The sequence below is a fragment of the Bosea sp. (in: a-proteobacteria) genome (genome assembly GCF_023953965.1).
GTDB lineage: Bacteria > Pseudomonadota > Alphaproteobacteria > Rhizobiales > Beijerinckiaceae > Allobosea.
Map to the genome: position 1 here is coordinate 39,762 of NZ_JAMLIX010000001.1, position 25,330 is coordinate 65,091.

At 70.2% G+C, this 25,330-nt stretch carries 20 protein-coding genes; 8 read left to right on the top strand and 12 right to left on the bottom strand.

The window, feature by feature from the left end; translation table 11 throughout:
- The first annotated feature begins 75 nt into the window (after positions 1-75).
- Genes M9917_RS00180 through M9917_RS00190 form a run of 3 tightly spaced genes read left to right on the top strand, consistent with a single transcriptional unit; the run spans position 76 to position 6,883 of the window.
- Positions 76-3,477, top strand: coding sequence for a transglutaminase family protein (locus M9917_RS00180; RefSeq protein WP_297250155.1), 3,402 nt, complete (start codon positions 76-78; stop codon positions 3,475-3,477).
- A gap of 8 nt (positions 3,478-3,485) precedes the next feature.
- On the top strand, positions 3,486-6,008 hold the full coding sequence (locus M9917_RS00185; RefSeq protein ID WP_297250157.1) for a circularly permuted type 2 ATP-grasp protein: 2,523 nt from the start codon (positions 3,486-3,488) through the stop codon (positions 6,006-6,008).
- Positions 6,005-6,883: a transglutaminase family protein gene (locus M9917_RS00190; RefSeq protein WP_297250158.1), complete on the top strand. Its 879-nt coding sequence runs from the start codon at positions 6,005-6,007 to the stop codon at positions 6,881-6,883. The genes M9917_RS00185 and M9917_RS00190 overlap by 4 nt, the downstream gene beginning before the upstream one ends.
- 15 nt (positions 6,884-6,898) lie before the next feature.
- On the opposite strand, the gene M9917_RS00195 is transcribed toward M9917_RS00190, so the two are convergent.
- The 3 genes from M9917_RS00195 to M9917_RS00205 all read right to left on the bottom strand — a co-directional run bounded on the left by M9917_RS00195 (position 6,899) and on the right by M9917_RS00205 (position 8,967).
- On the bottom strand, positions 6,899-7,228 hold the full coding sequence (locus tag M9917_RS00195; RefSeq protein WP_297250160.1) for a four-helix bundle copper-binding protein: 330 nt from the start codon (positions 7,226-7,228) through the stop codon (positions 6,899-6,901).
- A gap of 64 nt (positions 7,229-7,292) precedes the next feature.
- On the bottom strand, positions 7,293-8,738 hold the full coding sequence (locus M9917_RS00200) for an aldehyde dehydrogenase family protein (protein WP_297250162.1): 1,446 nt from the start codon (positions 8,736-8,738) through the stop codon (positions 7,293-7,295).
- A gap of 76 nt (positions 8,739-8,814) precedes the next feature.
- Positions 8,815-8,967 (bottom strand): hypothetical protein, encoded by a 153-nt coding sequence (locus tag M9917_RS00205; RefSeq protein WP_297250164.1) that lies wholly within the window; start codon positions 8,965-8,967, stop codon positions 8,815-8,817.
- Positions 8,968-9,139: 172 nt separating this feature from the next.
- Here M9917_RS00205 and M9917_RS00210 point away from each other — a divergent pair, with 172 nt between their 5' ends.
- Positions 9,140-9,628 (top strand): pyridoxamine 5'-phosphate oxidase family protein, encoded by a 489-nt coding sequence (locus M9917_RS00210; protein WP_297250166.1) that lies wholly within the window; start codon positions 9,140-9,142, stop codon positions 9,626-9,628.
- Positions 9,629-9,634: 6 nt separating this feature from the next.
- On the opposite strand, the gene M9917_RS00215 is transcribed toward M9917_RS00210, so the two are convergent.
- From M9917_RS00215 to M9917_RS00225, 3 genes are read right to left on the bottom strand one after another with little or no spacing between them, the layout of a single operon-like run.
- Positions 9,635-10,285, bottom strand: coding sequence for a phosphatase PAP2 family protein (locus M9917_RS00215; protein WP_297250168.1), 651 nt, complete (start codon positions 10,283-10,285; stop codon positions 9,635-9,637).
- Between the two features lie 34 nt (positions 10,286-10,319).
- The gene (locus tag M9917_RS00220) at positions 10,320-11,228 is read right to left on the bottom strand and encodes a diacylglycerol/lipid kinase family protein (protein WP_297250170.1); all 909 of its coding nucleotides are present in this window, start codon (positions 11,226-11,228) and stop codon (positions 10,320-10,322) included.
- Between the two features lie 22 nt (positions 11,229-11,250).
- Positions 11,251-12,129 carry a transglutaminase-like domain-containing protein gene (locus M9917_RS00225; protein ID WP_297250173.1) on the bottom strand — a complete coding sequence of 293 codons (879 nt, stop codon included), beginning with the start codon at positions 12,127-12,129 and terminating at the stop codon, positions 11,251-11,253.
- 184 nt (positions 12,130-12,313) lie between these two features.
- Between M9917_RS00225 and M9917_RS00230 the strand changes: the two genes are divergently transcribed.
- The 3 genes from M9917_RS00230 to M9917_RS00240 all read left to right on the top strand — a co-directional run bounded on the left by M9917_RS00230 (position 12,314) and on the right by M9917_RS00240 (position 15,517).
- Positions 12,314-13,060, top strand: a complete 747-nt coding sequence (locus M9917_RS00230) for a hypothetical protein (protein WP_297250175.1) — start codon at positions 12,314-12,316, stop codon at positions 13,058-13,060.
- Positions 13,061-13,122: 62 nt separating this feature from the next.
- Entirely contained in the window at positions 13,123-14,550 is a 1,428-nt protein-coding gene (locus M9917_RS00235) for a M48 family metalloprotease (RefSeq protein ID WP_297250177.1), read from the top strand.
- Positions 14,551-14,647: 97 nt separating this feature from the next.
- Positions 14,648-15,517: a dienelactone hydrolase family protein gene (locus M9917_RS00240; protein WP_297250179.1), complete on the top strand. Its 870-nt coding sequence runs from the start codon at positions 14,648-14,650 to the stop codon at positions 15,515-15,517.
- Between the two features lie 151 nt (positions 15,518-15,668).
- Here the strand turns inward: M9917_RS00240 and M9917_RS00245 are convergent, their stop codons facing one another.
- The 5 genes from M9917_RS00245 to M9917_RS00265 form a co-directional block, all read right to left on the bottom strand.
- Complete coding sequence (locus tag M9917_RS00245) at positions 15,669-16,265, bottom strand: CarD family transcriptional regulator (RefSeq protein WP_297250181.1); 597 nt, start codon at positions 16,263-16,265, stop codon at positions 15,669-15,671.
- 382 nt (positions 16,266-16,647) lie between these two features.
- Positions 16,648-16,983: a ferredoxin FdxA gene (gene fdxA / locus M9917_RS00250; RefSeq protein WP_297250183.1), complete on the bottom strand. Its 336-nt coding sequence runs from the start codon at positions 16,981-16,983 to the stop codon at positions 16,648-16,650.
- A 162-nt stretch (positions 16,984-17,145) separates the two neighbouring features.
- Positions 17,146-17,454, bottom strand: a complete 309-nt coding sequence (locus tag M9917_RS00255; protein WP_297250185.1) for an RNA-binding S4 domain-containing protein — start codon at positions 17,452-17,454, stop codon at positions 17,146-17,148.
- 18 nt (positions 17,455-17,472) lie between these two features.
- Entirely contained in the window at positions 17,473-20,820 is a 3,348-nt protein-coding gene (locus M9917_RS00260; RefSeq protein ID WP_297250187.1) for a helicase-related protein, read from the bottom strand.
- Positions 20,821-20,857: 37 nt separating this feature from the next.
- Positions 20,858-21,832, bottom strand: coding sequence for a KpsF/GutQ family sugar-phosphate isomerase (locus tag M9917_RS00265; protein ID WP_297250189.1), 975 nt, complete (start codon positions 21,830-21,832; stop codon positions 20,858-20,860).
- A 128-nt stretch (positions 21,833-21,960) separates the two neighbouring features.
- Here M9917_RS00265 and M9917_RS00270 point away from each other — a divergent pair, with 128 nt between their 5' ends.
- On the top strand, positions 21,961-23,481 hold the full coding sequence (locus tag M9917_RS00270; protein ID WP_297250192.1) for an outer membrane beta-barrel protein: 1,521 nt from the start codon (positions 21,961-21,963) through the stop codon (positions 23,479-23,481).
- Positions 23,482-23,497: 16 nt separating this feature from the next.
- On the opposite strand, the gene M9917_RS00275 is transcribed toward M9917_RS00270, so the two are convergent.
- Complete coding sequence (locus M9917_RS00275; protein ID WP_297250194.1) at positions 23,498-25,330, bottom strand: M3 family oligoendopeptidase; 1,833 nt, start codon at positions 25,328-25,330, stop codon at positions 23,498-23,500.

Here is a 25,330-nt window from a genome sequence, read left to right on the forward strand (position 1 = left end):
GGCGCAGGATGTCCGAGCATGCGTCTTGCGCCCGTCCGCCGCCCCGCTAACCTGACGCGCCCGGGGGACCGACATTTGGCCATCATCGCCGCGCTGAACCATGTCACGCATTATCGCTACGACCGACCGGTCACGCTCGGGCCGCAGATCGTGCGCCTGCGGCCGGCGCCACATTGCCGCGCGGGAATCGAGAGCTATTCGCTGAAGGTCACGCCGGCGCAGCATTTCGTGAACTGGCAGCAGGATCCCGCCGGCAACTGGCTCGCACGCTACGTCTTCCCTGAAGCCGTGACGGAGTTCCGGATCGAGGTCGACGTGGTGACGGAGCTTTCGGTCGTCAATCCCTTCGATTTCTTCGTCGAGGCCGCGGCCGAGACCTTTCCCTTCGCCTACAGCCCGGAACAGACCGAGGAGCTCTCCCCCTATCTGGCGAAGGAGCCGGCCGGGCCGCTGCTGTCGGCCTTCCTCGGCGAATTGCCGCGCGAGCCGGTGAACACCGTCACCTTCATCGTCGATCTCAACGCCCGCCTGCAACGGCGGATCGCCTACGGCATCCGCATGCAGCCCGGCGTGCAGGAGCCGGAGCATACGCTCTCGATCGGCTCGGGCTCCTGCCGCGACACGAGCTGGCTCCTGGTCCAGGCGCTCAGGCATCTGGGGCTGGCTGCCCGCTTCGTCTCCGGCTACCTGATCCAGATGAAGGCGGATATCGATCCGCTCGAAGGCCCGCGCGGGACCGACAAGGACTTCACCGACCTGCACGCCTGGGCCGAGGTCTATATCCCCGGCGCCGGCTGGGTCGGGCTCGATCCGACCTCGGGGCTGCTCACCGGCGAGGGCCACCTGCCGCTGGCGGCCACCGCGCATTACCGCTCGGCGGCGCCGGTCTCAGGGGTCGCGAGCTATGCCGAGACCAGCTTCGACTTCCAGATGAGCGTGACGCGCGTGCACGAGGTGCCCCGCATCACGCTTCCCTTCTCCAACGCCTCCTGGGCCGAGCTCGACGCGCTCGGCGAGAAGGTCGAGGCCGATCTCGAGGCGCAGGACGTGCGCCTGACCATGGGCGGCGAGCCGACCTTCGTCTCGATCGACGACCAGACCGGCGAGGAATGGAACATCGCCGCCGTCGGCCCGACCAAGCGCCAGCGCGCCGACACGCTGATCCGGCGCCTGCGCCAGCGCTTCGCGCCGGGCGGGATGCTGCATTACGGCCAGGGCAAATGGTATCCGGGCGAAACCCTGCCGCGCTGGGCCTTCGCGCTCTACTGGCGCCGCGACGGCGAGCCGATCTGGCGCAATGCCGACCTGATCGCGCGCGAGCCCGGCGCGCAGACCGGCGGCGACCGCGAGCACGAGATCGCTGCCACCATCCGCGAAGCCGAGGCGCTGGCGCAGGGGCTCTCCGAAAAGCTCGGCCTCGGCGCCGATTATGTCGTACCGGCCTATGAGGACACCGGCGTCTGGCTGCTCAAGGAGGCGCAGCTCCCGGACAATGTCGATCCGCTCGATTCGCACCTCTCCGATCCGGAGGAACGGATGCGGATGGCGCGCGTCTTCGAGCTCGGCCTCGGCAATCCGCGCGGCTATGTCATTCCCGTGCAGCGCTGGCAGGCGCAAGGCGACGACCGGCGCTGGCGCTCGGAGAAATGGCGCCTGCGCCGCGGCAAGCTCTTTTTGGTGCCGGGCGATTCGCCGGTCGGCTACCGGCTGCCGCTGGGCTCGCTGCCGGTCGTGCCCAAGGCCGAATACCCGCATATCCACCCGCAGGACCCGCTGGAGCCACGCCCGCCGCTGGCGGCGGCGGGACCGGCCGGCGCGAGCTGGGCCGAGCATCCCGAGGCTCGGCCGGGGGAGCCCGAGGCTCCGCAGGAACGGCCCGGCCCAGCGCAGATGAGCATCGGGGGGCAAGCGGCGTCCGGCCCCGTCCAGGACAGGCGCGAGCAGGAGATCGGCGGAGAACATGTCCGCACGGCGCTCAGCCTCGAGATCCGCGACAACGTGCTCTGCGTCTTCCTGCCCCCGGTCGAGCGGCTGGAGGATTATCTCGACCTCGTCGCCTCGGTCGAAACCGTGGCCGAGGAGCTCGGCCAGCCGGTGCATATCGAGGGCTATGCGCCGCCATTCGATCCGCGTCTCGACGTCATCAAGGTCACGCCCGATCCCGGCGTGATCGAGGTCAACATCCACCCGGCGGCGAACTGGCGCGAGGCGGCGGCGATCACGCTAGGGGTCTACGAGGAGGCGCGGCTGGCGCGGCTGTGCGCCGAGAAGTTCATGGTCGACGGCCGCCATACCGGCACGGGCGGCGGCAACCATGTCGTGCTCGGCGGCGTGACACCGGCCGACTCCCCCTTCCTGCGCCGGCCGGACCTGATCAAGAGCATCATCCTCTACTGGAACCGCCACCCTTCCCTGTCCTACCTGTTCTCGGGGCTGTTCATCGGCCCGACCAGCCAGGCGCCGCGCATCGACGAGGCGCGGCAGGATCAGCTCTACGAGCTGGAGATCGCGCTGGCGCAGGTGCCGAAGCCCGGCGAGAAGCCGATCCCGCTCTGGCTGGTCGACCGGCTGTTCCGCAACCTCCTGGTCGATGTCTGCGGCAACACGCACCGCACCGAGATCTGCATCGACAAGCTCTATTCGCCGGACGGGCCGACCGGGCGGCTCGGCCTCGTCGAGTTCCGCGGCTTCGAGATGCCGCCGGATGCGCGCATGTCGCTCGCGCAGCAACTACTTTTACGCGCGCTGATCGCCTGGTTCTGGCGCGAGCCGCAGGAGGGCAAGCTGGTCAGGTGGGGCACGGCCCTGCACGACCGCTTCATGCTGCCCGCGATGGTCTGGCAGGATTTCAAGGATGTGCTCGGCGACCTCGAGAGGGCGGGTTATGCGTTCGATCCGACCTGGTTCGAGGCGCAGGCCGAGTTCCGCTTCCCCTTCTTCGGCAGAATCGCGCATGGCGGCGTCGCAATCGAGATCCGGCAGGCGCTCGAACCCTGGCACGTCATGGGCGAGGAAGGCGCGATCGGCGGCACGGTGCGCTATGTCGATTCCTCGGTCGAGCGCCTGCAGGTCAAGGCGACGGGGCTTATACCCGGCCGCCATCTCGTCACCTGCAACGGCCGGCGGCTGCCGATGACGGGAACCGGCGTTTCGGGCGAGGCGGTGGCGGCGGTGCGCTTCAAGGCGTGGCAGCCGGCGTCGGGCCTGCATCCGACGATCCGCGTGCATGCGCCGCTGACCTTCGACATCGTCGACCTCTGGTCCGGCCGCTCGCTCGGCGGCTGCGTCTACCATGTCGCCCATCCCGGCGGTCGCAATTACGAGACACCTCCGGTCAATTCCTACGAGGCGGAGGCGAGACGGCTCGCGCGTTTCGAGGCGATCGGTCATAGTCCCGGCCCTCTGGCGATTCCGCCGGAGGAACGCAGCGCCGAATTCCCGCTCACGCTGGATTTGCGACGCCCGACAGGGATCTGATCAGAAGAATGCCTGCGCAGGGCCGCATCCGATCGGGACGCAGCAAGGCGGAGCGTCGCGCCGCGCTCATCGCCGGCTACCGCCCGCTGCCGGGCGTCTTCGACGAGTTCATCGACGGCGATGGGAACGTGCGCCCGCATTGGGAGCCCTTCCTCTCGGCCTGGTGCGCGCTCTCGCCCTCGGAGCTCACCCAGCGCTTCGGGCTTGCCGACCGGCATGTCCGCGACACCGGCGTCTCCTATCGCGTCCATGGCGATATCGACGAGCGCGACCCCGGGGTCGGCGAGCGGGCCTGGCCGCTGTCGCATGTGCCGCTCGTCATCCCGGAAGCCGAATGGCGGGTGATCGCGGCGGGCGTCACCCAGCGCGCCGAGCTGCTCTCGACGCTGATCGACGATGTCTATGGGCCGGGCGAACTGGTCGCGGACGGCCTGCTGCCGGCGGCCGTCGTCACCGGCAGCCCGGATTATCTGCGCCCGCTGCACGGGATCAAGGGCGGCGGCGCGCTCCAGCTCTATGCCGCCGATCTCGGCCGCGGCCCGGACGGGCGCTGGTGGGTGCTGCAGGACCGGACGCAGGCGCCGTCGGGCACCGGCTATGCGCTGGAGAACCGGCTGGGGCTGGCGCGCGCCTTCCCCGACATGTTCCGCACGATGAACATTGAGCGGCTGGCCGCCTTCTTCCAGGGCTTCCGGGCCGGGCTCGTCGCGCGCTCGAAGCGCGTCGACCCGCGCATCTGCCTGCTGACGCCCGGCCCGCTCAACGAGAGCTATTTCGAGCAGGCCTATCTCGCCCGCTATCTCGGCTTCCTCCTCGTCGAGGGCGGCGACCTCCTGATGAGCGAGGGCCGGGTGCATGTACGCACCATCGCCGGCCTGAAGCGCGCCGACGTGATCTGGCGGCGCATCGATGGCGATTTCGCCGACCCGCTCGAGCTCAACTCCCGATCGGCGCTCGGCGTCGCCGGGCTGGTCGAGGCGATCCGGCAGGGCCACGTCCATGTCGCCAACGGGCCCGGTTCCGGCGTCGTCGAGGCGCGCGCCCTGATGGGCTTCCTGCCGGCGGTGGCGCGGCAACTGCTCGGCAAGGACCTGATCCTGCCCAATATCGCGACCTGGTGGTGCGGCCAGCAGCAGGAGCGCGCGGCCGTGCTCGACCGGCTGGAGGAGATGAGCGTCGCGCCGGCCTTCCGCGGCACGGCCGACGGCCTCGACGATGCGCCGGTCCTCGCCGGCGAGCTGCCGCAGGCGGAGCGGGCGGCGCTGCGCGCCCGCATCGAGGCCCGCGGCATGGATTATGTCGGGCAGGAGGTGGTGCGGCTCTCGACCATGCCGGTCTTCCAGAACGGCCGGCTCGAGCCGCATCCGATGACGCTGCGCGTCTTCGCCGCCGCGACGCCCGACGGCTGGAAGGTGATGCCCGGCGGCTTCTGCCGGATCTCCGACGAGCCCGACGCGCGCGCGGTCAGCATGCGCAACGGCGTGCGCTCCAGCGACGTCTGGGTCACCTCGACGGAGCCGGTGGCGCAGGTCAGCCTGCTGCCTACGCCCGACCGCATCAGCATCCGCCGCGTCACCGGCACGCTGCCGAGCCGCGCCGCCGACAATCTGTTCTGGCTCGGGCGCTATCTGGAGCGCGGCGAGGCGATCCTGCGGCTGGTGCGCGCCCTGCTCGGCCGGCTGATCGACGCCGATCCGGCGCCGGGGCGCACCGAGACGGTGCGCCAGCTCGCGGGCATGCTGGTCGCCTGGGGCGCGGCACCGGGCGGGCAGCAACGCAGGGTGCCCGCGGCGCAAGCCTATGCCGCGCTCTACAGCCTCGACGATTACGGCTCGGCCGCCGCCGCGATCCGCGAGGCGCGGCGCACCGCTTCCGTCATCCGCGAGCGGCTCTCGGTCGATGCCTGGCGGCTGTTCGGCGATCTCCAGCGCCAACTCGATCCCGAGGACGGGCGCAAGCCGAGCGAGGGCGAGGCCTATGAGATCGCCGACCGGGCGCTGAAATCGCTCGCCGCCTTCTCCGGCCTCGGCCAGGAGAACATGGTGCGCGGCTCCGGCTGGCGCTTCCTCGACATCGGCCGGCGGCTGGAACGCGGCATCGCGACCTGCCGCTTCGCCCGGCAGTTCGCCGACGCCAACGCCTCGGGCGAGAGCCTCGACGCCCTGCTCGACCTGACCGATTCGCAGATCACCTACCGCTCGCGCTACCTCATCGGCGCGAGCCTCCAGCCGGTGCTGGACCTCGTCATGCTCGACCCCTACAACCCGCGCTCGGTCGCCTTCCAGGTCGAGCGGCTCGATGCCGAGATCGCCGGCCTGCCGACGCTCGCCGACGACGGCATGCTGGAGGCGCCGCGCCGGCTGGTGCTCAGGCTTTCCGCCGATTGCCGGACGATGGAGGCAAGCCGCCTCGACCGCGCCAGCATCCTCCTGTTCGAGCAATTGCTGATGGGGCTCTCCGGCGCCATCGCCGATCGCTACTTCCTGCAGAACAGCGGCCCCGAAGGCTCGCGGATGACGAGCATCGCGTGATCTACGAGCTGCGCCACCTCACCACCTACGGCTACAGCCGGTCGGTGCCGTTCTCGCGCTGCATCCTGCGGCTCTTGCCGCGCGAGGGCGGCGGCCAGCGCGTGCGCAGGAGCGAACTTACGATCACGCCGCGCCCGGCCGAGCGCAGCGACGGCCTCTGCTTCTTCGGCAACCACATGACCACGATCACCATCGCCAGGCCCCATCGCGAGCTGAAGCTCGAGATGCGGGCGCGGATCGAGGTCGCGCGGGAGCCGCCGCCCCATGCCGGGCTGACCCGGAACTGGGAGGAGGTCGCCAGGCTCGCGCTCGCCTCCAGGAGTCTCGCGCCGGATTCACCCGCCCATCATCTCTATCCGAGCCGGCTCGTGCCGCATGTCCCGGCGGTGATCGGCTATGCGCGGGAGAGCTTCGGGGCCGCGCGCCCCGTCCTGGAGGCGGCCTGCGAGCTGATGGCCCGGATCCGGCGCGACTTCGTCTACGATCCGGAGGCGACGGAGGTCTCGACGCCGCTGGCCGACGCCTTTGCCCGGCGCCACGGCGTCTGCCAGGATTTCGCGCATATCATGATCGCGGGCCTCAGGGGCCTCGGGCTGCCGGCGGCCTATGTCTCCGGCTATATCCGCACCATCCCGCCGCCGGGGCAGGAGCGGCTGGAAGGCGCCGATGCAAGCCACGCCTGGGCGATGCTGTGGTGCGGGCCGGAGACCGGCTGGATCGGGCTCGACCCGACCAACGACCTGATCGTCGCGGACGATCACATCGTCACCGCCTTCGGCCGCGACTATGCCGATGTCGCCCCGCTCGACGGGGTGGTGGTCGGCCCCGGCACGCAGAAGATCGGCATCGCGGTGGATGTGATCCCGGTGGGGTGAGCAAACCGCCTCGCCTCACACGAGCGCCGCGCAGGCTTTCGCGCAGGCGCGGCAGGCGGCGACGCAGGGCTCCATGCCGTCGAGCCGCTCGCAATCGGCGGCGCAGGCCTTGCAGACCTCGACGCATTCGCGCGCCATGTGGCGGCCATGGATGGAATCCATCAGCAGGAGATGCGCCGTCGTCCGGCAGATCTCGGCGCAGGCCAGCATCAGGGTGAGGTGGCCGCGCTCGGCATGGGCGCCGCCGACGGCGAGGCAATGCGTCGTCGCCATGCCGTGGCAGTGCTTGTAGCAGTCGAGCGCGAGGTCGGCTGCGGTGCGCGTCTTGGGATCGAGATGGTGCATGTCGCGGCTCCGGTCGGGAGGGGTTCTCCCGGTCAACCGCCGCGACGGCACCCTGTTCCGAGGGTCAGGCCAGCGTGTAGGCCGTCTTGACCGTGGTGTAGAACTCCTTGGCGTAGGCGCCCTGCTCGCGCGGGCCGTAGCTCGAGCCCTTCCGGCCGCCGAACGGCACGTGGTAGTCGACGCCCGCCGTCGGCAGGTTGACCATCACCATGCCGGCCTCGCTGTTGCGCTTGAAATGCGTCGCATGCTTCAGCGAGGTCGTGCAGATGCCCGAGGACAGGCCGAACTCGGTGTCGTTGGCGATGCTGAGCGCCTCGTCGTAGTCCTTGACGCGGACGATGTTGGCGACCGGGCCGAAGACCTCCTCGCGCGAAATGCGCATGGCGTTGGTGGTCTCGGTGAACAGCGCCGGCTGGAGGTAGAAGCCGGGGGTGTCGCGCTTCAGCAGCTCGCCGCCGAAGGCCAGCTTGCCGCCCTCGTCCTTGGCGATCTGGATGTATTTCAGGTTCTGGTCGAGCTGGCTCTGGTCGACCACCGGGCCGATATGGGTGCCGGCCTTCAGCGCGTCGTCGACGATGAGTCCCTTCAGCCGCTCGATGCAGGCCTCGACGAAGCGGTCGTGGATGCCGGCCTGGACGATCAGGCGCGAGGAGGCGGTGCAGCGCTGGCCGGTCGAGAAGAAGGCGCCGTTGACCGCGCATTCGACCGCGACCTTGAGGTCGGCGTCGTCGAGCACGACGAGCGGGTTCTTGCCGCCCATCTCGAGCTGGACCTTCTTCATCGGGCTCCCCGCGATGGCGGCGGCTGCGACCTTGCGGCCGGTCGGGACCGAGCCGGTGAAGGAGATGGCAGCGACGTCCTTGTGCTCGAGCAGCGCCTGGCCGACGACCGAGCCGCGGCCCATGACGAGGTTGAGCGCACCCCTGGGCAGGCCGGCGCGCTGGAGGATGTCGACGAGCGCCCAGGCCGAGCCCGGCACCAGATCGGCCGGCTTGATCACGACGCAATTGCCCCAGGCGAGCGCGGGCGCGATCTTCCAGGCCGGGATCGCGATCGGGAAGTTCCAGGGCGTGATCATGCCGACGATGCCGACCGCCTCGCGGGTGATCTCGACGCCGACGCCGGGGCGCACCGAGGGGACGATCTCGCCGGAAAGACGCAAGGCTTCACCGGCGAAGAAGGCGAAGACCTGGCCGGCGCGGGCCGCCTCGCCGATGCCTTCGGCCAGCGTCTTGCCCTCCTCACGTGAGAGCAGGCGGCCGAGCTCGTCCTTGCGGGCGAGGATCTCGTCGGAGGCCTTCTTCAGGATGTCGTAGCGCTCCTGCGGGGTGGAGCGGCTCCAGGCCGGGAGGGCGGCCTTGGCGGCGGCGACCGCGTCGTTGAGGTCCGCGGCCGTCCCTTGCGCGTACTCGCCGACGACGTCGTCGGTGTTGGAGGGGTTGATGTTGCGGGAGGCGCTGGAGCCGCCCGTCCACTCGCCGGCGATCAGGTTCTTGAAGGGCGCGTTCATCTCTTCTCTCCGCGAAACAGGCTCGTGGAGGGTGTTAGCGCCTTTGCGCGGCAAGGCCAATGCCCCGGGCGGCAGACTATTTTTCCTTGATCGACAGCCCGTTCTTGCCGACCGAGATCTCGACGCCGTCGGGCTGCTTCTTCTCCTGGTAGAGCGAGTAGCCCATCACGGCGAGAGCCGCGACGAGAACGAGGACGAGCACGACCAGGAGGTTACGCGAAGCGAGCATGGATGATCCCCGATGAGGGCGGCAAGGCCGCGGCCCCCGTCCCAACGCGGGCCGCATCGCGATGTTCCGCCATGGCGCGGGAACGTTGCTTCCCGCGCGGCGTTGCCATGGCGCACGGGCCGGTTTCCAGACGCAGCCGCGCATGAGATGATCGCACCGGCAGGAGGCCGCCATGCCCGACACCGAACTGCAGGACCGCATCTGGGCCGCGCTCGCCGTCCACCCGGTCTGGATGGTTTCCTTCGTGGCCGAGGGCGGCATCCGGACGAGGCCGATGTCGGGCCATCTCGACCGCGAGCAGCATCGCCTGCTCTTCGTCACCCGCCGGCATACCGGCATCATCGGCGCGGCCCTGCGCTCGCCTTCCGTCTCAGTGGCGATCAGCCATGAGGACCGCAATTTCTACACCGCGATCTCCTGCACCGCCACCGAGATCCCGGACCGCGAGACGCTGCGGCGGATCTGGACGCCGATGGCGGATGCCTGGTTCCCGAACGGTCCCGACGATCCGGATGCGGCGCTCATGGCGCTGACGCCGGTTTCCGCCGAAATCTGGGACGGGCCGTCGAGCAGCGTCGTCGTCGCCTTCAAGCTGGCGACGGCGAAGATCCTCGGCCGCACGCCCGATCTCGGCGTCAACGCCACCGTCGACATGCGCTGAAGCTCGTCAGGACGGGTCGGAATCCGCCATCCAGCGGCCGAGCCAGGCCGTGGCGACGTTCGACCAGACCACTCCCAGGCACCAGCCGCCCAGCACGTCGGTCGGCCAATGCACGCCGAGATAGATCCGGCTCAAGCCGACGAGGCCGACCACGACCGCGGCCATGACGACGCAGAAGCGGGCGATGTCGGGCCGCCGCGAGGCGAGGCCGACGAAGCCGGCGATGGTGAAGAGCGCCGCGGCGGAGAGGAAGGCATGCCCGCTGGGGAAGCTCGCGGTGAAGGTCAACGCGGCATGCCCGACGATATCGGGCCGCTCGCGGGCGATCGCCAGCTTCAGCCCCGTGCTCGCCAGGAAGGCGGCGACGAGGCTGACCACGAGCCAGATCGCGAGATGGCGGTAACCGGTGAGCCACAAGGCCAGCGTCGCCGCCGTCGCCATGAGGAACAGGACGACGAAGCTGCCGAGCGCCGTCATGTCGCGCACGGCCTCGTGCAGCCAGGCCGGCCCCAGCGGCACCGCCGGCGCGGCGGCATCGCGGAACAGCATGATCAGCCGGGTGTCGAGGGAGAAGGAGTATCCCGAGACAATCAGCAGGACGAGGCCGAGGAAGACCAGCGCGGCGACGACAGGAACCAGAAGGCGGGGCTGGAGCAAGGAAGACGGTCTCCGGGACTAAATCGGGCAGAGCTTACCCCGCCGCAACCGGTCTCGCACGGGCCGCGATCACGCTCAACGCCCCGGGCAGGAGGCCGTAGCCGAGCGGCCCGGCCCTGCGCTCGACCTCGCCGTCGAAGGTGATGTGCCCGCGATGCTTGTCGCGCCGCATCAGCGTCACCGCCTCGCCGGTGAAGGAGGTCAGGTTATGCGATTGGCGCCAACGCCCCGAGACCACCGAAAGCGCCGCCTTAGCCCGCGAATAGAGCCCGCCGGCATTCAGCACATGCACCTCGAAGACGCCGCCGTCGAGCCGGGGACGGCGCCAGTCGGCGCCCTCGAAGCAGTTGACGGTGACGAGCACGGCGTCCGCCTCGACATAGCGATGGTCGCCGCCGACCGTGATGTCGAGGAGGACCGGGCGGGTGAGCAGGATCGAACGCATCGCGGCGACGCCGAAGGCGGTCGCGCGGCTGAAGGGGAAGCGCCGGCGCGCCTGTTCGCGCTCACGCGCCATCAGGCTGAAGAAACCCATGCCTGACAGCGAATGGAACAGCCGGTCGCCGACCCGGCCGATATCCATCTCGACCGCCTCGCCACCGCAGAGCGCGACGGCCTGCTGCTCCAGCGTGCCGGTGAGGCCGAGATCGCGCCCCAGCACGTTCACCGTGCCCATCGGCAGGATGCCGACAGGGCGCCCGGCCCGGATCAGGACCGGCAGGGCGCCGTTGACGGTACCGTCGCCGCCGGCGAGGACCGGCACGGCCTGGTGATCGTCGATCGCGCGCGAGAGCGCGTCATCGATCTCGCGCGGCGGAACCAGATGCAGCCTGGCCTCGCAGCCCTGCGCGGCGAAGGCCGCCTTCAGCCGTGCCGCGAAGGTATCGGACCCGGCTTCCAGCACCGTTCCGGCGCGCGCGTTGGCGACGATGGTGTAGCGCATGGTGGCGATGCGGCAGGGCGCCTCACGCCGCGGCGGAACGGGCGCCGGGGCGCGCCGGCATCAGCGCGATCGGCGCCTCCTCGACCTCCTCGGTGACGACCTCGAAGCATTGCAGCCCATGGTTGCCGAAGGATGAGATCATCGCGACGTCGGTGGCGTCGCGGCCGCGCGCGATGACGATGCGGCCGATGCGCGGCTCGTTGTGGCGCGCGTCGAAGGTGTACCAGCGCCCGCCGAGAAAGACCTCGAACCAGGCGTTGAAATCCATCGGCGCCGGATTGGGCGGAACGCCGATATCGCCGAGATAGCCGTTGCAGTAGCGCGCCGGGATGTTCATGCAGCGGCAGAGCGCGACGGCCAGATGCGCGAAATCGCGGCAGACGCCGATCCGCTCCTCGAACGCCTCGACGGCCGTGCGCGTGTCGCGGGCGAAATGATAGCCGAAGCTCAGATGGTTATGGACGGAGTCGGTGATCGCCCGTACCCGCGCCCAGCCCGGCTGGATCTGGCCGAACAGGCTCCAGGCCCGGTCGTAGAGCTTGTCGGTCTCGCAGTAGCGGCTGCCCAGGAGATAGACGAGGGCGGAATCCGGCAGGCGCGCCGGCGAAACCTCGCGGGCCGTGGGGTCGACGCTGTCGGGCTCTCCGGAATCGAGGACGATCCCCTCCGATTCCAGGCGGATGCCGCCGGGCGGGGCGACCATGCGCCGGCGGATGTTGCCGAAAGCGTCGAGGTCCTGCGTCACCGCGATCGCGCGCGACGGGTCGGCGAGCGCGCTAACCTTCATCTCGTCGGGCGTGGTCAGATCGTGGCGCCGCGAGGGATGCACGTCGAGCAGGGTGATCAAGGGCAAGTCGTGGGCGCAGACCAGTTCGATCCGATAGCCGTAGCGGATGCGCATCTCGTCTTCTCCTGATGTGAGAGCCGGGACCGCCTGGCGCATGCTGCAGCGGATCGGACGTCGCCCCCCGCCGGCTAGACGCGCGAAGACGCCCGCTGTTCCGCGAGCCGGCAAAAATGGCGAAATCGCTCCGGGTTTCCGGCCGCCCTACCGGGATGCGCGCGACTGCGTGTAGCATGTCGCCATGCAGACGAAGCGCCTCCTGTCCATCGTCGCCCTCGCCGCTCTCGCGGCCGCGCCGGCGCGGGCCGCCTCCGGCTGCGCGGCCGGAGAGGACGGCACCGTGGCGGCGCGGCTCTCGGGCCTCGACCCGGCCGGCGACCCGCTGCTGGAGGATGGGCGAAGCTTGCGCCTCGTCGGCCTCGCGCCGCGGCAGAGCACCGAGGAGGCTCTCCGCTTCGGCGCCGGGCTCAGCGCCTTCACCGGCCGCCCGCTCGGCCTTTCCGTCCTCGGCGAGCCGGACCGCTGGGGGCGTTTGCCGGCGCGGCTCACGCTGCCGCCCGCGACGCCGGGAGAGGCCGCGCAGGATCTCGCGCTCCTGCTGCAACGGCAGGGCGCGGCGCTGCCCCTGCCCGAGCCGGGCTTAAGCCCCTGCGATGCGCCGCCGAAGGCCATTGTTCCGAACACGGCAGCGGTCGACGGCCATGATCTCGCCGCGGTCAAGGCGCAGGAGGGGCGTTATGTCTTACTGGAAGGGCGGATCGCCTCGGTCGGCGAACGCTCCCGGGTGACCTATCTGAACTTCTCCCGCCGCCCGAAGGAGGCCGCCTCGATCGTCCTGTCGCGCAGCCTCTGGCGCGAGCTCAAGAGCGCCGGCTGGACCGCGAGCCGTCTCGGCGGTAAACGGCTGCGCGCCTATGGCGTCCTCGCCGGGCGCGACGGCCTCCTGCTCGAGGTCGCTTCCCGGGCGGCGCTGGAACTGATCGACTAGAGGACATGCTTAAGCCCTGGCGAGCATCGCTTTCGCGACATTCGAAGCGGCTAGCGGCCCTGGTGCTGCCCGGCCTGTTGCTCGCGGGCTGCCTCGGCGGCGAAAGCCCGCTCCTGCCGGCGAGCACCACCGCCGAAGGCGAGATCGCGCCGCGCATCAGCACGCTCCAGCGCGCCTCCGATCAGGAGCACCAGCGCCTGCTCGCGGCCTTCGGCGGCGAATACCGCGCACCCCGCGCGCGTGCCGCCCTCGACGAGGTCGTCCAGCGCCTCGCCAAGGCCGGCGAGGGCCAGATCGGCCGTTACGAGATCACCATCCTGAACTCGCCGGTGGTCAACGCCTTCGCCCTGCCCAGCGGCCGGCTCTATGTCACGCGCGGGCTCCTGGCGCTCGCCAACGACACCTCCGAGATCGCCTCCGTGCTGGCGCACGAGATCGCGCATGTCACGGCGCGGCACGCCGTCGAGCGTGCCGAGAAGGAGGCGGAATCGGCACTGGTCAGCCAGGTCGTCTCGCAGGTGCTGAAGGACCCCGGCCGCGGCGAGGCCGTGCGCGCCGGCTCGAAGCTCTCGCTGGCGAAGTTCTCGCGCCAGCAGGAGCTCACCGCCGACCAGATCAGCGTCCGCAACATCGCGCGGGCCGGCTACGACCCCTATGGCGCCGGCCGTTTCCTCTCCACGCTCGGCCGCAACACCGCCTTCCGCAGCAGCGGCCAGAACCAGAGCGCCGACGACAAGCGTCTCGACATCCTCTCCAGCCACCCCCAGACGCCGGAGCGCATCGCCGCCGTCACCGCCACCGCCCGCCAGATCGCCGCGCCCGGCATCGGGGAGCGCGACACGGGGCGCTGGCTCGACGCGATCGAGGGCCTGGCCTATGGCGACGACCCGCGCGACGGCGTCGTCCGCGGGCGGCGCTATCTCAACAGCGCGCTGCGCATCGCCTTCAGCGCGCCGGAGGGCTTCAGCCTGGAGGCCGCCCAGGACATGGTCATCGGCGTCAGCGCCAATGGCGCGCAGGCGCTACGCTTCGATTCCGTCACGCTGAAAAGCGGCCAGACGCTGGAATCCTATGTCGCCGCCGGCTGGATCGAGGGCATCGCCACCACCGGCATCGAGAAGACGGAGATCGGCGGCCTGCCCGCCGTCCTCGCCCATGGCAGGGGCTCGGACTGGACCTTCAGGCTCGCCGCGGTGCAGGCCGGCGAGCGGGTCTACCGCTTCATCCTGGCCGCGCGCGGCGGGGCCGACCCGGAGCGGCAGATGCGCGGCATCGTCGACAGCTTCCAGGTGATGACGCCGGCGGAAGCGCAGGCGGTGCGCCCGATGCAGCTCAGGCTGGTTACGGCCGGGGCCGGCGATACGCTCGCCAGCATGGCCGCGCGCATGCCGGAGCAGGACCGGCCGGAGGCGCTCTTCCAGCTGATCAACGGCCTCGACCGCAACGGCACGCCGACATCCGGCCAGCGCTACAAGATCGTCGCCGAATAGGGGCCCTTCACAAGGCCGCGAGGCTTTGCACGTCCCTGCCGCATCGCCTGCGCCCGGCGCTATGATCGGCGCGACACGATGCTCAAAGGAGGCAGGCATGGCGCTCGACCGCCGAATCGTCGAACTCTACGATGAATACACGCACAAGCCGCTCGACCGCCGCGTCTTCATGAACCGGCTCGTCGCCATCGCCGGCTCGGCCACCGCCGCCGAGGCGGCGCTCGCCATGCTGGAGCCGAACTACGCCCAGGCACAGCAGGTCAAGCCCGACGACGCCCGCATCAGCGTAAGCCGGCTCGACCAGAGCGTCGACGGCGTGGCGCTTAAGGGCTATCTCGTCACGCCCAAGGCGCAGACGAAACGCGGCGGCATCCTCGTCATCCACGAGAACCGCGGCTTGAACCCGCATATCGAGGACATCACGCGGCGCATGGCGCTGGAAGGCTTCACGGCGCTCGGGCTCGATTTCCTCACGCCGCTCGGCGGCACGCCCGCCGACCCCGATGCCGCCCGCGCGCTCTTCCCCAAGCTTTCGGTCGAGGCGGTCGTCGCCCAGGGCCGCGCGGCGCTGAAATACCTGGCCTCGCGGCCGGATGCGACGGCCAAGACCGGCGCCGTCGGCTTCTGCTGGGGCGGCGGGGCGGTCAACGATCTCGCCGTCTCGGCCCCGGAGCTTGCGGCCGGCGTCGTCTTCTACGGCCGCCCGCCCGATCTCGCCAAGGTGGCCGAGATCAAGGCCCGCCTGCTGATCCAGCAAGCCTCGCGCGACACCCGTCTCGTCGGCTTGCTGCCGGATTACGAGACCGCGCTGAAGGCGGCGGGCATCCGCTACGAGGCGATCGTCTACCCCGATGTCGACCACGCCTTCATGAACGACACCAGCGCCGAGCGCTACGATGCCGCGACGGCGAAACAGGCATGGGCACGCACCGTCGCTTTCCTGAAAGCGGAGACGGGGACGGCTTAGCGGCTTCGAGCCCCAGATTGTCATTCCGGGGGTTCGCGCCTGCGACGCGCCCCGGAACGACAGAGGCCGTGCTTTCGAAGCCGCCGCGCTCACCAACGAAAAACCCGGCGGTCGCCCGCCGGGTTCTTGAGAGAAACGCGGGGAAAGCCGCTCAGGCGGCCTCCTCCTGCAGATCGTCGTTGTCGCCTTCCAGCCCTGCCTCGGCCTCGGCTTCCGCCTTGCCGGCGCGGCGCGGCGACTTGGCGAGCTGGCCCTCGATCTTCTTGAGGGCCTCGGTCTCGGTGACGTTGTCGACCACCGCGATCTCGCGGGTCATCCGGTCGAGGGCGGCCTCGTAGAGCTGACGCTCGGAATAGGACTGCTCGGGCTGGGCCTCGGAGCGGTAGAGATCGCGCACCACCTCGGCGATGGCGACGAGATCGCCCGAATTGATCTTCGCCTCGTATTCCTGCGCGCGGCGCGACCACATGGTGCGCTTGATCCGGGCGCGGCCGGTGAGCGTGGTCAGCGCCTTGGCCACGGCATCGGCATCGGCGAGCTTGCGCAGGCCGACGCTGGCAGCCTTGGCGGTGGGGACGCGCAGCGTCATCTTGTCCTTGGCGAAGCTGACCACGAACAGCTCGAGTTTGAAGCCCGCGACTTCCTGCTCCTCGATCGCCGTGATCTGGCCGACGCCATGGGACGGATAGACGACGTACTCGCCCGTCTTGAACCCCTGGCGCACAACAGCTTTCTTCACAGTGGACATGCCGTTACGACTCCTGACCGGCCCGCTCGACGCGAGCACGTGATGATCTACCTCTCCGGCCGGATGGCAGGAGAGTGTCTGCCTGACACGAAGCTCTACAAAAGGCCCCGCTTCACGCTCCCTCAGTCGACTGCTTCATTGTGCCCCGGCCGAGAACTACGATCGAAGCCCGCGCCGAAGCCGGCCTCTTCATCGCCTTCGATCTCTGGGGGCGCCCCGATTGCAGAACTCTTCGCAGGGGCATGCGGAACGACTTCGACTGAAGCCGACTTGTAGCACAAAAAACACGCCGAATCAAAGGTAAACGCCCTGCGGCGCCCCCCTGCGGCAGCATGGCGAGGTCTTGGTTAACGCAAGCGCGGGCCGCCGCGGACCCCTGCGATCAGTCGCCCTCGCCCGGCTCCGGCGAGAGCATGGCGAGCTTGCCGGGCACCCCGTCGAAGGCCTTGGCGTCGGCCGGCGGCTCCTTCTTCTGGGTGATGTTCGGCCAGCTCGAGGCATATTGGCCGTTGAGCGTGAGCCAGCTTTCGAGGCCGGGCTCGGTATCGGGCTTGATCGCCTCGGCCGGGCATTCCGGCTCGCAGACGCCGCAATCGATGCATTCGTCGGGATGGATGACGAGCATGTTCTCGCCTTCGTAGAAGCAGTCGACCGGGCAGACCTCGACGCAATCCATGTACTTGCACTTGATGCAGTTCTCGGTGACCACATAGGTCATGGGCCGGCCCTTCCAACGCTTCTAAACAACCCCATAAACCCTTGCCCGGCGCAGGTTTCAAGGCCGTTTTCACGATCGTCGGCAGAAGGATTCCGCAGTCCGGGGCGCGCGGGCGCTAGCGCCTCGGCCGCCCGCGGCATGGCCGCCCGACACGGCGCGGGTTTAATCCTCGCCCCCGGCCTCAGCAAGCGACACATCGCCGCTGCCGCCATCGAGCCGCTCATAGAGCCCGCGCGCCACCGCGAAAGCCCCGCGCCGCTCGGCGAAGCCGAGCACGCGCACGACGACGGTCGCATGCGGCAAGGCGAGCGTCAGCACCGTACCGGGCCGAATCCCTTGGGCCGGATTGTCGGCGCGCCGCCCCTCGACGCGGACATGGCCGTCCGCCACCAGGCGCACGGCCGCGGGCCGCGTCCGGGCGAAGCGCGCGAACCAGAGCCATTTATCGAAGCGCTGACGATCCTCCCGCAAGCCGCCGCGCCTCCAGCCTCAGGTTTTGCCTTCGAGCTGGGCTTTCAGCGCCGCGAGCTTGGCGAAGGGCGAATCCGGGTCCGGCTCGCGGTTGGCCGGGCGCGGGCGCGGCGCCTGCTGGAAGCGCTCGGCCCCGCCGCGCTCCTCGCGCCGCGGGCCGCCGGGGCGGCCGTCGCGCTTGAAATCGGGCCGCGGCCCGCGATTGCCCTCCGGGCGCCCCTGCCGCTGCGGCTGGTCGTCACGGCGCGGACGCTCCTGATGCGGACGCTCCTGGCGCGGACGCTCCTGGCGCTGCCCCTGTGCGGCCTCGCCCTCGGCCCGCGCCACCGCCGGCCGCGGCTGGCCGGGACGCTGGTCGCGGCGCTGCCCGGCGGGGCGGCCGTCCCGCTGCGGCCGGTCGCCCCGACGCTCATCGCCGTCGCGGCGGCCGCGCTGGCCGTGCTCGGGCCGGCGCCCGCCCTGATGGCGATGCGGCCGCCAGACCTCGATCAGCTCGGGCTCGGCGGGGGCCGTCTCCACAGCGGGGGCCTCGGCGGGCGCGGCCTCCTCGGCAGCGGCGACGGGCAGGGCCGCGAGCGCATCGGCCGGCACCGGCTCGCGCACCGCGTCCAGCTCGGCCTCGGTGAGGACCGGCGTATCCGCCGTCTCGACCGCCGGTGCTTCGGCGACGGGCGTCTCGTCCCCGGCCGGCGCCTCTTCGTTCAGGGCGGTCGCGGGCTCGCTCGGCCCTTCGGCTTCCGCAGCGGCCTCGAGCGCGTCACTCTCGGGCTGCGCGGCCTCGGTGCCGGCTTCGGGGGCAGCGGCGACATCCGCTTCGGCGGCAGCGGCGACAGGCTGTGCCGGCTCGGTCGCGGCCGGGGACGGAGCGAGCGGCACGGTGATGGCGGGGCCCGGACGCTTCAGCGAGACATAGCCGAGCGAACGCAGGATCGAGGCGAAATCCTCGCCGGCGCAGCCGACGAGCGAGGTCATCGCGCCAGTGGCGACGAAACCGTCCTGATCGGCGGCGCCGGCCGGCGGCGTGCCTTGCGTGAGGCCCGGGCGATAGGCGATGGCCGGGCGGATCAGGTCGGCGAGGCGCTCGAGAATGTCGACGCGCACCGCCCGCTCGCCGCAGACGCGGTAGCCCGCCGCGCGGTAGAGCCCCTTCGGCACGGCCTTGTCGACCGGGAAGGAGGTGCGGCCGGATGCCGCCAGATGCGCGATATCGTCGAGACCGGCGGTCTCCGGCCCGCCATGCTTCAGCGCCCAGAGCTGGGCGGCGAGCGCGCGCGGCGCCGGCTTCAACAGTGCCGGCATATAGATATGGAAGGCGCCGAAGCGCAGGCCGAGCTGGCGCAGCGCCGCGCGGCCCTCCTGGTCGAGCGCCTTCATCTCCTCGCCGACCTTGGCGCGCTCGAGCACGCCGAGCGCCTCGGCCGCCTGAAAGGCGATGCCGCGCGCGATGCCGGTCGCGCTCTCGGCCGCTTCCAGGATCTGGATGGCGCCGAGCAGGCGGGTGATATGGTTCTTCAGCCAGAGCGCGAGGCGCGCCTCGACCTGCTCGCGCGCGGGGCCGGAGAGATGCTCCTCCACCAGCAGGCGCAAGCGCGGTTCGAGCGCCTTCTCGCCGGCCGTCAGCCGCGCCACCGGCTCGCCGGTCCAGCGCAGGAGCCCGTCATGGGCGAGCACGAAGGCGTCGTCGCCCGCCAGTACGACGCGCGCCGCCCTGGCCTCGATCTCGGAGCCGAGCGCCTTCATCGCCGCCAGGTTCAGCGCCTTGACCTCCGGTCCGCCGGCCTTCGGATCCGCCGTGAAGCGGAAGCCTTGCAGCATCCCCACATGCTGGCCCTCGACGAGCACGTCGCCCGTCGCGGTGACCTCAGCCTCCAACATCGCATTCTCCCGCAAGCGGCGCATCAGAACGCTGGTGCGCCGATCGACAAACCGGTGGGCCAGGCGCTCGTGCAGAGCGTCCGACAGCTTGTCCTCTACAAGACGCGCCATGCCCTGCCAATGCTCTGGATCAGGCAACCAGTCGGGACGGTTGGCGACGAAGGTCCAGGTGCGGACCTGCGCGATCCGGGCCGAGAGCGTGTCGATCTCGCCATCGGTGCGATCGAGCCCGGCAAGCTGGCGGGCATACCAGTCGACGTCGAGCCGGCCGTGGCGCATCAGGCGCAGATAGAGCGTCGTCGCCAGATCGGCATGCTGCATCGGCGAGATCTTGCGGTAGTCCGGCAGGCCGCAGACCTCCCAGAGCCGCTCCACCGCCGCCCGGCCCTGCGCCAGCGCCGCCACGTCGGCGTCCCGCGCCAGGGCCTCCAGCGTCGTCATGTCCTCGGCGATCAAGGCCCGCGTCAGCCCCTGCTCGGAAGGCTGGAGGTTCAGCGTGTCGAGAAGGCCGGCGACCGAGCGTAGGTCGAGATCCGAATTACGCCACTGCATCTGGCGCACCGGCTCGAAGCGGTGGTTCTCGATCGCCTCGACGAGCTCGGCGTCGAAGGGCGGGCAGCGCCCGCTGGTGCCGAAGGAGCCGTCGCGCAGATGCCGCCCGGCGCGCCCGGCGATCTGGCCGAACTCGGCCGGATGGAGGCGGCGGAAATGATGGCCGTCGAACTTCCGGTCGCCGGCGAAGGCGATGTGGTCGACGTCGAGATTGAGCCCCATGCCGATCGCGTCGGTGGCGACGAGGTAGTCGACGTCGCCGGACTGGTAGATCTCGACCTGGGCGTTGCGGGTGCGCGGCGAGAGCGCGCCGAGCACCACGGCCGCCCCGCCCTTCTGCCGGCGGATCAGCTCGGCGATGGCATAGACCTCCTCGACCGAGAAGGCGACGATGGCCGAGCGCGGCGGCAGGCGGGTGATCTTGCGGTCGCCGGCGAAGGCGAGGCTGGAGAGGCGCGGGCGCGTGACGACGTTCACGCCCGGCATCAGCTGCTCGACCAGCGGGCGCATCGTGCCGGCGCCGATCAGCATGGTCTCGGCTCGGCCGCGCCGGTTCAAAAGCCGGTCGGTGAAGACATGGCCGCGGTCGAGATCGGCGGCGAGCTGGATCTCGTCGATCGCGACGAAATCGACGGCGAGGTCGCGCGGCATCGCCTCGACGGTGCAGACCCAGAAGCGCGGGCGCTCAGGCTTGATCTTCTCCTCGCCGGTGACGAGGGCGACGGCCTGCGGCCCGACCTTGTCGACCACCCGTTGATAGACCTCGCGCGCGAGCAGCCTGAGCGGCAGGCCGATCATGCCGGTCGGATGGGCGACCATGCGCTCGATGGCGAGATGGGTCTTGCCGGTATTGGTCGGGCCGAGCACCGCGGTGACGCCGTTGGCGCGGGCGGCGGGAGGCAGCGAGCGGAAGGGAAGCAAGGCGAAGGAGCCGGTCATCGGGACCTTATCCAAGCCTTTCCGGAGCCCGCCGCCATCAGGCGACCCCCAGCGCCAGGAGATCATGGACATGGACGAGCCCGGCCGGGCGGTCCTGCGCATCGACGACGATCAGCGCCGTGATCCGGCTGCGGTTGACCAGCTCCAGCGCCTCGACCGCGAGCGTGTCGAGGCCGACGCGGCGCGGGTTCGCCGTCATGATGTCGCGCGCCCGGAGCGCGCCGCCGCCGCCCATCGCCGCCTTGCGGCGCAAATCGCCATCGGTGACGACGCCGGCGAGCTTGCCGTCCGGCCCCATCACCACGGCACAGCCGAAGCTCTTCGCCGAGATCATGGCGACGACGTCCGGCAGGGCCGTATCGAGGCCGATCAGCGGCAATTCGGCGCCGCGATGCATGATGCTCTCCACCGTCTTGAGCTGCGCGCCGAGCTTGCCGCCGGGGTGGTAGACGAAGAAATCCTGCCGCGAGAAGCCGCGCGCCTCCAAGAGCGCGACCGCCAGCGCATCGCCGAGCGCGATCTGCATCGTCGTCGAGGTGGTGGGGGCAAGCCCGTTCGGGCAGGCTTCCGCCGCCTTGGGCAGGATCAGCGCGACATCCGCCTCCCTGCCCAGCGTGCTCTGCGGATTGGCGGTGAAGGCGATCAGCCCGACCCGGAAGCGGCGGGTATAGCCGACGAGCGCGGCAAGCTCCGCCGTCTCGCCAGACCAGGACAGCGCGATCACCACATCCTCCGGCCGGACCATGCCGAGATCGCCATGGCTCGCCTCGGCCGGGTGGACGAAATGGGCGGGCGTGCCGGTCGAGGCCAGCGTCGCGGCGAGCTTGCGCCCGACATGGCCGGACTTGCCCATGCCTGAGACGATCACGCGCCCGCTCGCGGCCAGGATCAGCGCGACGGCCTCGGTGAAGGGCGCTCCCAGCCCGTCGGCGAGCGCCGCGTGGAGGGTATCGAGGCCGGCCCGTTCGGTCGCGACGGTGCGAAGGGCGGAGGCGCGGATATCGGCTGTCATGGCGGCGCTGTAGCACGGCGCGGCGCGCCGTTGCCAGCGTTGACGGCTCCTTAACCCTGTTCGTTCTAACTCCGTTAACCATGCGCGCCATGAGGGCGCGCCCTGCCATCCGGAGCCCAGCGACGCCCGTGTCCGGCCGCGCGACGATCCTCTTTCTATCCGGCACGGCGCTCGCCGGGCTCGCGCTCGCCTGCCCGGCCGAGGCGCAGCAGATGCCGCGCGGCAGCCTGAGGAGCGGCGCGCCGGCTTACGTCGCCCAGCAGCCCGCAGCCCCGCGGCCCGATCCCGCAGCGGTCGGCGCGGAGCCGGAAGCGCTGCGCAATCAGCCCGGGCAGAGTTCGGCGGTCTCGGCGCGGCAGCCGCCGCGCGCCAGCGATCCGGTCCAGGCGCCGGCGCTGCGCGGCGTCACCCAGCGCCAGTTCCGGCCGCCGCAGCCGACCGTCGCGGCGCTGCCACCCCCTCCCCCCGCCCCGGCCCCGCCGCCACGGCGGCGCAGCGCGAGCGAGGAAGACCCTTATGCCGCGCTCGGCATTCGCGTCGGGGCGGTCACGCTGCGCCCCTCCGTCACCAATTCGATCGGCTACGACACCAACCCGCAACGCTCGTCGGCGGCGGGCAGCAAGGGCTCGGGCTTCAGCCGGCACGAGGGCGAGCTGGAGATCCAGTCCGACTGGAACGTCCATGAGCTGAAAGGCCGGCTCAACGCCGGCTATCTCGAGTTCTTCCGCAACAAGGATGCCTCGCGCCCCGACGCCCAGGGCAATCTCGACCTCAGGCTCGACGCGACGCGCGACACCCGCTTCCTCATCGAAACGCGCCTCCGGCTCGATACGCAGCGCCCCGGCTCGCCGGACCTGACCGCCGCCGTCGCCGGCCGGCCGCAGATCTGGCAATATGGCGGCTCGGCCGGCATGACCCACGACATCAACCGGCTGCAACTGACGCTGCGCGGCTCGGTCGACCGCAGCGACTACGAGGACGCCCGGCTCTCCAACGGCGCGATGCTGTCGCAGAAGGACCGCAACATGACGCAGTACGGCCTGCGCCTGCGCGCGGCCTACGAGGTCACGCCCGGGTTCAAGCCCTTCGCCGAGGCCGAGATCGACCACCGCGATTTCGACGAGAAGGCGGATTTCTACGGCTACGAGCGCTCCTCGAACGGCCTGACCGGACGCGTCGGATCGAGCTTCGAGATCAGCCGGCAGCTCACCGGCGAAGTCTCCGGCGGCTATCAGAACCGCAAATACGACGATTCACGGCTGAAGAACCTGCGCGGCTTCGTCGGCGACGCGGCCGTGCTGTGGACGCCGACGCCGCTGACCACCGTCACGCTGCGCGGCGGCGCCGAGCTCGGCGACACCACAATCGCGGGCTCCTCGGGCACCACGGTGCGGCGCGCCACGCTGGAAGTCGCCCATGCGCTGCGCCGCAACCTCACCGTCACCGGCTTCACCAATTTCACCCGGACCGAATATGACGGGCAGGGCCTGCGCGAGGACTACAGCAATGTCGGCGCGCGGCTGGAATACAGGCTGACGCGCACCTTCGCGGTCCGCGCGAGCTTCACCCATGAGCGCCTGAACTCGACGGCCCAGGGCTCCGATTACACCGCCAACGTCTCGCTGGTGGGGTTGAGGGTGCAGTTTTAGGGAAGCGGCGAAGCCGCTACTCCATCCCTTCCAGCTCGACGATCATCCCCTCGATCATCGTCAGCCCGATCTGCCAGAAGCCCGGGTCCTTCGCATCGAGGCCGAAAGGCTTGAGCAGCTCGCCATAGGGCTTGCTGCCGCCGGCCGAGAGCAGCGCGAAATAGCGCTCCTGGAAGCCCTCGGCGGCGTTCTGGTAGACGCCGTAGAGCGAGTTCACCAGGCAATCCCCGAAGGCATAGGCATAGACGTAGAAGGGCGAATGGATGAAGTGCGGGACATAGCACCAATAGGGCTCGTAAGCCGCCGAGAGCCGGATCGCCGGGCCCAGGCTCTCGCCCTGCACGCTCATCCAGATCGCGCACAAAGCCTCGGGCGTCAGCTCGCCCTCGCGGCGCGCCTCATGGACCTTGCGCTCAAAGGTGTAGAAGGCGATCTGGCGCACGACCGTGTTGATCATGTCCTCGACCTTGGCCGCCAGCATCGCCTTGCGCTGCTTCGGGTCGGAGGTCGAGTCGAGCAGCTTGCGGAAGGTCAGCATCTCGCCGAAGACGCTCGCCGTCTCGGCCAGAGTCAGCGGCGTCGGCGCCATCAGGGCCCCGTTCGGCGCCGCCAGCACCTGATGCACGCCATGGCCGAGCTCATGGGCGAGCGTCATCACGTCGCGCGGCTTGCCCTGGTAGTTCAGCAGCACGTATGGATGCGCGGACGGCACGGTCGGATGCGCGAAGGCGCCCGGCGCCTTGCCCGGACGTGGCGGGGCGTCGATCCAGCGCTCGTCGAAGAAGCGCTGCGCGATCGCCGCCATCTCCGGCGAGAAGGCGGCATAGGCGGAGAGCACGGTCTTGCGCGCCTCGGTCCAGGGGATCGTGCGCTGCTCGACCTGCGGCAGCGGCGCGTTGCGGTCCCAGAAATCCAGCTCCTCGCGGCCGAACCACTTCGCTTTAAGCCGATAATAGCGGTGCGACAGGCGCGGATAGGCTTCGCGCACGGCCGAAACCAGCGCATCCACCACCTCGCGCTCGACCCGGTTGGCGAGATGGCGCGAATCCGCGACGTCCTCGAACTTGCGCCAGCGGTCGGAGATCTCCTTGTCCTTGGCGAGCGTATTGGTGATCAGCGCGAAGATGCGCAGTTCCTTGCGGAACACCGTGCTCAGCGCCTCGGCCGCCTTGCGCCGCACCTCGCCATCGCTGTCCTGCAGCTTGTTGAGCGTGAGCTCCAGCGTCAGCTCCTCGCCATCGACGGTGAAGCGCAGCGAGGCGATGGTCTCGTCGAAGAGCCGGTTCCAGGCGGCGGCGCCGGTCATCGACTTCTCGTGGAACAGCGTCTCGATCCGGTCCTCGAGCTGGTGCGGCTTGTCGCGGGCGAGATCGTCGAGCCAGGGCTTCCAGTGCGAAAGCGGCGCCTCACCCGCCACCTTCGCCATCAGCTCGGGCTCGATGCGGTTCAATTCCAGCTCGAAGAACAAAAGCTCGGTGATCGCGGCGTTGAGCCTGTCCTGCGTGTCGCCATAGAACTTGGCGCACTGGGGATCGGTGGTGTCGCCGGCATAGACGAGCCCCGCATAGGCGCCGATCCGGCCGAGCAGGTCGCTCAGACCTTCATAGCTCCTCACCGCCGCGGCGAGCGTCGCGCTGCCGTCGGGCTCTCCCGCGATCTCGGCGAGCTTGCCGCGATAGCGCGCCGACAGCGCCTGCGCGTCCGCATGCGCGCGGTCGAGATCGCCCTTGAACGCGGCTGAATCGATGCCGGGATAGAGATGGGTCAGATCCCATTCCGGCAGCTCCCCGATCGTCCGGGCCGCCGCCGCACTCTCGCCAGAACGCAGGACCGTGTCGTGAAAACCCAT

What these genes read in the sequence shown, in the direction of transcription:
- M9917_RS00185 (WP_297250157.1), top strand. Translation starts at nt 3,486, where the DNA reads ATGCCTGCGCAGGGCCGCATCCGATCGGGACGCAGCAAGGCGGAGCGT.
- M9917_RS00195 (WP_297250160.1), bottom strand. Translation starts at nt 7,228, where the DNA reads ATGCACCATCTCGATCCCAAGACGCGCACCGCAGCCGACCTCGCGCTC.
- M9917_RS00200 (WP_297250162.1), bottom strand. Translation starts at nt 8,738, where the DNA reads ATGAACGCGCCCTTCAAGAACCTGATCGCCGGCGAGTGGACGGGCGGC.
- M9917_RS00205 (WP_297250164.1), bottom strand. Translation starts at nt 8,967, where the DNA reads ATGCTCGCTTCGCGTAACCTCCTGGTCGTGCTCGTCCTCGTTCTCGTC.
- M9917_RS00210 (WP_297250166.1), top strand. Translation starts at nt 9,140, where the DNA reads ATGCCCGACACCGAACTGCAGGACCGCATCTGGGCCGCGCTCGCCGTC.
- M9917_RS00220 (WP_297250170.1), bottom strand. Translation starts at nt 11,228, where the DNA reads ATGCGCTACACCATCGTCGCCAACGCGCGCGCCGGAACGGTGCTGGAA.
- M9917_RS00225 (WP_297250173.1), bottom strand. Translation starts at nt 12,129, where the DNA reads ATGCGCATCCGCTACGGCTATCGGATCGAACTGGTCTGCGCCCACGAC.
- M9917_RS00230 (WP_297250175.1), top strand. Translation starts at nt 12,314, where the DNA reads ATGCAGACGAAGCGCCTCCTGTCCATCGTCGCCCTCGCCGCTCTCGCG.
- M9917_RS00240 (WP_297250179.1), top strand. Translation starts at nt 14,648, where the DNA reads ATGGCGCTCGACCGCCGAATCGTCGAACTCTACGATGAATACACGCAC.
- M9917_RS00245 (WP_297250181.1), bottom strand. Translation starts at nt 16,265, where the DNA reads ATGTCCACTGTGAAGAAAGCTGTTGTGCGCCAGGGGTTCAAGACGGGC.
- fdxA (WP_297250183.1), bottom strand. Translation starts at nt 16,983, where the DNA reads ATGACCTATGTGGTCACCGAGAACTGCATCAAGTGCAAGTACATGGAT.
- M9917_RS00260 (WP_297250187.1), bottom strand. Translation starts at nt 20,820, where the DNA reads ATGACCGGCTCCTTCGCCTTGCTTCCCTTCCGCTCGCTGCCTCCCGCC.
- M9917_RS00265 (WP_297250189.1), bottom strand. Translation starts at nt 21,832, where the DNA reads ATGACAGCCGATATCCGCGCCTCCGCCCTTCGCACCGTCGCGACCGAA.
- M9917_RS00275 (WP_297250194.1), bottom strand. Translation starts at nt 25,330, where the DNA reads ATGGGTTTTCACGACACGGTCCTGCGTTCTGGCGAGAGTGCGGCGGCG.